We start from the raw sequence: 4,672 nt of genomic DNA on the forward strand, positions 1-4,672 counted from the left end.
CCCCGCGTACTCGCCGCTACATCGGCCTCGTCAAAATGCTGCGGCACGTAGCCACCTTCTACATAGGTTTTCGCCTGGTCCGAATAGTGTTCGTCAAACAGCACGCCGCTTTGCCCTACCGGGTTGATCCTCAGGCTGTGCGCGGGGTCGGCGAAGTCGATCAAGCGTCGGGTCGATGGTCCGTAAGTCACCGGCCATGGCGCTTGGCTAATGCGGGCGGAAAGATTATTCGGTACTTCGTGAGTTCCGGGGGCGGGGAAGGGGCCGACGTTGAATATCTGATCCAGCGGCTTTTTCACCCCCAGCGGGTGTTCGTGGGTCAGGGTGTGAGCCTTGCCCCATTGCCAATCAAACGCGTTGTTGCCGTACACCGCCCTGAGGTGCGCGATGCTTTTATGCCAGGCGAGTTTGACGATGTCGGCGCGGGTTTCTTTGGCGGGCGTGGTGCGGTCGTCCCACCATGGTGAGTCCGCATCGGCAGCCAGCCGTGGCAGGGCGGCATCGATCACCCGTGTTGCCAGCAGCGAATCAAATAAGCCATCGCCGAGTTTGTCGTGCATGGTGGCGTTGATCAGATCAAACACGAACTCGTTAAACAGCGTGGCACCCACAGAATCTAGCGAGTAATCGCCTTTCCAGCTCGCCAGTCGCTCCACCAACGCCCGCTCTTCGGGGTCTGTCACGGCGCTGCGCAACACCGGAATCAGCGGCTTTAACACCCGCCCGGCATACGCGGTTTCAGTACCAAGTTGCAGCTTTTTACTGCTGTCCAAGTCCCACTTCACCGCAGGGTCGCTCAGTTGTCTATTCAACTGCTGGCCCCGATCTGCGAGGTTGTAATACCCCGGAATTTCCATCCCGGTCGGTGAAACCGGCTGTGCGTTGGCCGACACGATATAACCCCGTGCCGGGTTTTCTTCTTGGGGGTTGGCGCTGAAAGGATAAAACCCACCCTTGTCTGCCTCAGCCGTGCCGCCATCAAGAATGAAGGTCGGATTCACGCCTTCCGGACGAATCGGTAACTGCGCGGCGGCCCACCAGCCAATGTCGCCTTTGGCGTTGGCCCACACCAGATTTAATCCCGGTGACTGGATTTTCTCCGCCGCCGTGCGCATTTTGCTCAAGGTGTCAGCGCGATTGACCTCGTAGAAACCTTCGATAATTGGGTTCTCTGATTCCAGGAAGGACCACCACAGGGCAATCGGTGCGGGGCCCGCCATCGCGCCTAACGCGTCATTGATGATAGGGCCGTGAGGTGAGCGTCGCAGGTCGAAGGTTATCGCCGGCAAGCCCTTGATCAAAATCTGCTGTTGGCTGTGAGTCATGTCGACCCAGCCACCGTGGTACCAGACCTGATTGGGGTTGCCAGGGTTGACCCGCTCGGCGATCAAGTCAGCGTCGTCGTTCTGGAACATGGTCAGGCTCCAACCAAAATCGCGGTTGTGCCCGAGTGCTGCGAACGGATCGAGTGGCTGATGATGCCCATATAGCTCGAAACCGGGCGCCGACAGCTGCGCCTCGTACCACACCGACGGCACCGAAAAGCGAATGTGCGGATCGCCGGCCAACAACGGCTTGCCGCTTTTGGTTCGACTGCCGGAGATTACCCAAGCGTTGCTGCCTTCAAACTGCGGCAACCCCGCATCTTCCAAGGCGCGCTGGCTCAGCTGGGCGAGGGCGTCCAAACCTTTCCAGTCAGCACTCGACAGCGCAGGCGATGGACGATCGGTCTGACCGAACGCGCCTTTGGGCTGCCACGCCAGGTCAAAAATATTCAAATATTCCGGGCCCAGCTCATCGCGGACATAGGTCATCAGCGGTTCGGTACGGAATGCGGCGGCAAAGCTGTAGGCCATATACCCGGCGACACTCAAGGTATCTGCAGCCGTGAAGGGCCTTTTTTTAATGCCCAACACATCGAACTCGATGGGGCTGGGGTGGGTGTCCTGATATTGGTTTATGCCGTCCAGATACGCTTCAAGGGCTTGCCACGACGGCACCTGTTTATCCTGCTGCGCAACCATGGCGTCGGCGCGCTCGCGAATCCGCAGGCTGCGGAACAGTTTATCGGTGCTCACCAGTTTGACGCCCAGCACTTCGGCCAATTCTCCGCGTGAAAGGCGGCGCATCATCTCCATTTGGAACAAGCGGTCTTGAGCCTGCGCATAACCCAGGGCGCGATACATATCCGTCTCGTTTTCGGCGTTGATATGCGGCACGCCGCGTTCGTCATAACGCACGCTGACCGGTGCTTGCAGATGCTTCAGCGACAGCTCGCCCTGACGCACAGGTTGTTTGCTGTGGACATACCAAAATCCACCGCCGACCAAAATGACGATGACAAACGCGAGAATGAGGGCGAGAACGGTTAGACCACGTTTCATCTGAAGTCCTGTCATTGATTCAATCCAGATTTGCAGGCTACAGACTTGGCTGGTTGGTGTGTAGTCACCCGCAGGGTTACAGTTCCAGCCTCACTGAGTAAAAGGGTTCGACGATGCGTAAGAGTTCATGGCTGCTGGCCCTCGTGCTGGGTGTGTTCGCGCTCCAGGCCCAGGCGCTGACTACGCAGCTCTCGACACCGCTCTCTACACCGAAGATGGGCGAGCTGATTGAGGTCAGTCTCGATCAATTGCACCCAACTCAGGCCGTCATTGGCTTCGATCAAATCTATTACAAGCTCGGGCGTTTCGCGGATCATTCACCCAAGCTGTTTGATGAATACTGCGAAACCAATGGCCGAGGCGAGGCTAGCCGGGTGGACGATGATGCGAACCTGCTTCGTGCGCAATCGTTCGATTGTCAGAGTCCGGTAGGTACCCGTCCTAAAGACATGAAAACTGTGGTGGTCGGCCCTGAGGGTGTGCTGTACCTCACCGATGGGCATCACACGTTCACTGCGTTTTGGGATCAGCCGGGCGCTGGTCCGCAGTTGAAAATGTGGGTCAGGGTTACCGATGACTTCAGCGACAGTGCCGACAGCGCGACGTTTTGGGCGCGCATGCAGCAGGCGCACAAAACCTGGCTGAAGGACGGCAACGGTCAGACGATCAACCCTTCACAGCTGCCCGAACACCTGGGCCTTAAAAACATGCAGAACGACCCATTTCGCAGCCTGGTCTATTTCACCCGTGGCGCCGCCTTTGGCAAACCGAGTTCGGCAGGCATCACTCCGGAATTTCTCGAATTCTATTGGGGCGATTGGTTGCGTGCGCAGCTGAACATCGAGCCTTTTGATCTGGGTGAGCGCAGTGGTTACCGCAAGGCGCTGGAGGCTGCCAGCGATTTAATGGTGGGTTTACCGGGCACTGCGCTGGTGGGTAACAGCGGTTTTAACGCCCGGCAGTTGGGCGGCTATTCATCGGTAAACAGCAAAGAACTGCGCAAAACCGTGCGCAACAAACTGCCTTACGTCATCGACTATAAGGCGGCCCATCACTGATTGAGCGCAGGTATTCAGGGCGTCGAGAGCCACGGGCAATAGCAGCCGACCGCCATGGTGTGCGTTGCATTGACCGGGCGCCCAGTGCTGAGGGCCTTGAGAATTGGCTCGATGAAACTGTTGCTGGAGTTACAGGTGGCCCCCTCGCTGTAAGGGCCGAAGTACGCCAGTTTGCCGTCGCGGTCCCAGATCGCCACGGCGGGGCTGGCGGTGATGCGCTCTGCCCCCGGCAGGCTTTTTAGCGGCTTGATTGCGTCCAGGGTGCTAGGCAATTGACCTTGGGTGCCGGGTTTTTGCACGGAGTAGAAATCAACCCCTTGCGCGCCGCCGAACTGTTCCACGAGTTCGCCCAAGTGCTGTTGATTGCCGACGTTGCACGGGCAGGTTGGGTCCCAGAAGTGCACCAAACGAATTCGCCCTGGCCCCGACAACTCAGCAGGCAAGCTCAGTGCGTCCCCGGCGAACAATGCAGTCTGATCGCTGAAGGGCCGAATGTATCGTCCCTGAAACCAGTCATACGCCGCCCACAGGCCAATCGCGCACACAAGCGTAAGCAAACAAGCGAGGACGGTAGGGCGATGACGAATATTCATACAAGTCGCTTATGTTTTAAGGCGCGTAGCTTGCCATGCTTGGTGAGACAGATGAATATCTCTGTTGTCTGACTGTCTCGCTCGGATGCACATGACGTCCGTTTTACCTGGAAGCCCCATGTCTGCCACATTCGATCCCGATGTTTTGCGATCTAGCCTGCAGCCGTTGCTCGCAGAACAACCACTGTCCGAAGCGGGGCAGGCCTATCAGCGCTTCTATGGTTTGGCGACGGGTGCCAATTGTGCGCCGATTCGCAGCTGGCTCGGGCGCTTCGATATCGCTGGTTATGAAGTGGTCAGCCAAGTCTGGATTCCCCGGCAGCCGATTGCGACGCTGTTTCTGGTGCACGGCTTTTATGACCATGTAGGGCTTTATCGGCACGTGATCGACTGGGCTCTTAGCCGCAACTTTGCTGTGATTGGCTGCGATTTGCCGGGGCACGGTTTATCGAGTGGCGCGCGCGCGAGTATCGACGATTTTGACGAGTATCAAGTGGTGCTGCAGGCACTATTCGATGAAGCCTCAAGCCTGAAATTACCGCAGCCTTGGCATCTGTGCGGGCAGAGCACCGGCGGGGCGATTGTGATTGATCACCTGCTGATCCACGGTAACGACAGCCCGGCGCAAGGCCAGAGC

General features: G+C 58.0%; 4 protein-coding genes. 2 read left to right on the forward strand and 2 right to left on the reverse strand.

What is annotated here, in order from left to right; all coding sequences use genetic code 11:
• Positions 1-2,384: penicillin acylase family protein (locus M0974_RS08910; protein WP_297835453.1), on the reverse strand; the 2,384-nt coding region annotated here is incomplete at its 3' end.
• A gap of 113 nt (positions 2,385-2,497) precedes the next feature.
• On the opposite strand from M0974_RS08910, the gene M0974_RS08915 reads away from it, so the two are divergent.
• Complete coding sequence (locus tag M0974_RS08915; RefSeq protein ID WP_297835455.1) at positions 2,498-3,442, forward strand: ParB/Srx family N-terminal domain-containing protein; 945 nt, start codon at positions 2,498-2,500, stop codon at positions 3,440-3,442.
• A gap of 14 nt (positions 3,443-3,456) precedes the next feature.
• On the opposite strand, the gene M0974_RS08920 is transcribed toward M0974_RS08915, so the two are convergent.
• Positions 3,457-4,035, reverse strand: a complete 579-nt coding sequence (locus tag M0974_RS08920; protein WP_297835456.1) for a DUF6436 domain-containing protein — start codon at positions 4,033-4,035, stop codon at positions 3,457-3,459.
• A gap of 118 nt (positions 4,036-4,153) precedes the next feature.
• On the opposite strand from M0974_RS08920, the gene M0974_RS08925 reads away from it, so the two are divergent.
• Positions 4,154-4,672, forward strand: a 519-nt coding sequence (locus M0974_RS08925; RefSeq protein ID WP_297835457.1) for an alpha/beta hydrolase, incomplete at its 3' end; no start/stop codon positions are given.

Origin of the sequence: Pseudomonas sp. (genome assembly GCF_026224925.1) — a bacterium.
GTDB lineage: Bacteria > Pseudomonadota > Gammaproteobacteria > Pseudomonadales > Pseudomonadaceae > Aquipseudomonas.

Coding starts and splice junctions, on each gene's coding strand:
- M0974_RS08915 (WP_297835455.1), top strand. CDS start 2,498: ATGCGTAAGAGTTCATGGCTGCTGGCCCTCGTGCTGGGTGTGTTCGCG.
- M0974_RS08920 (WP_297835456.1), bottom strand. CDS start 4,035: ATGAATATTCGTCATCGCCCTACCGTCCTCGCTTGTTTGCTTACGCTT.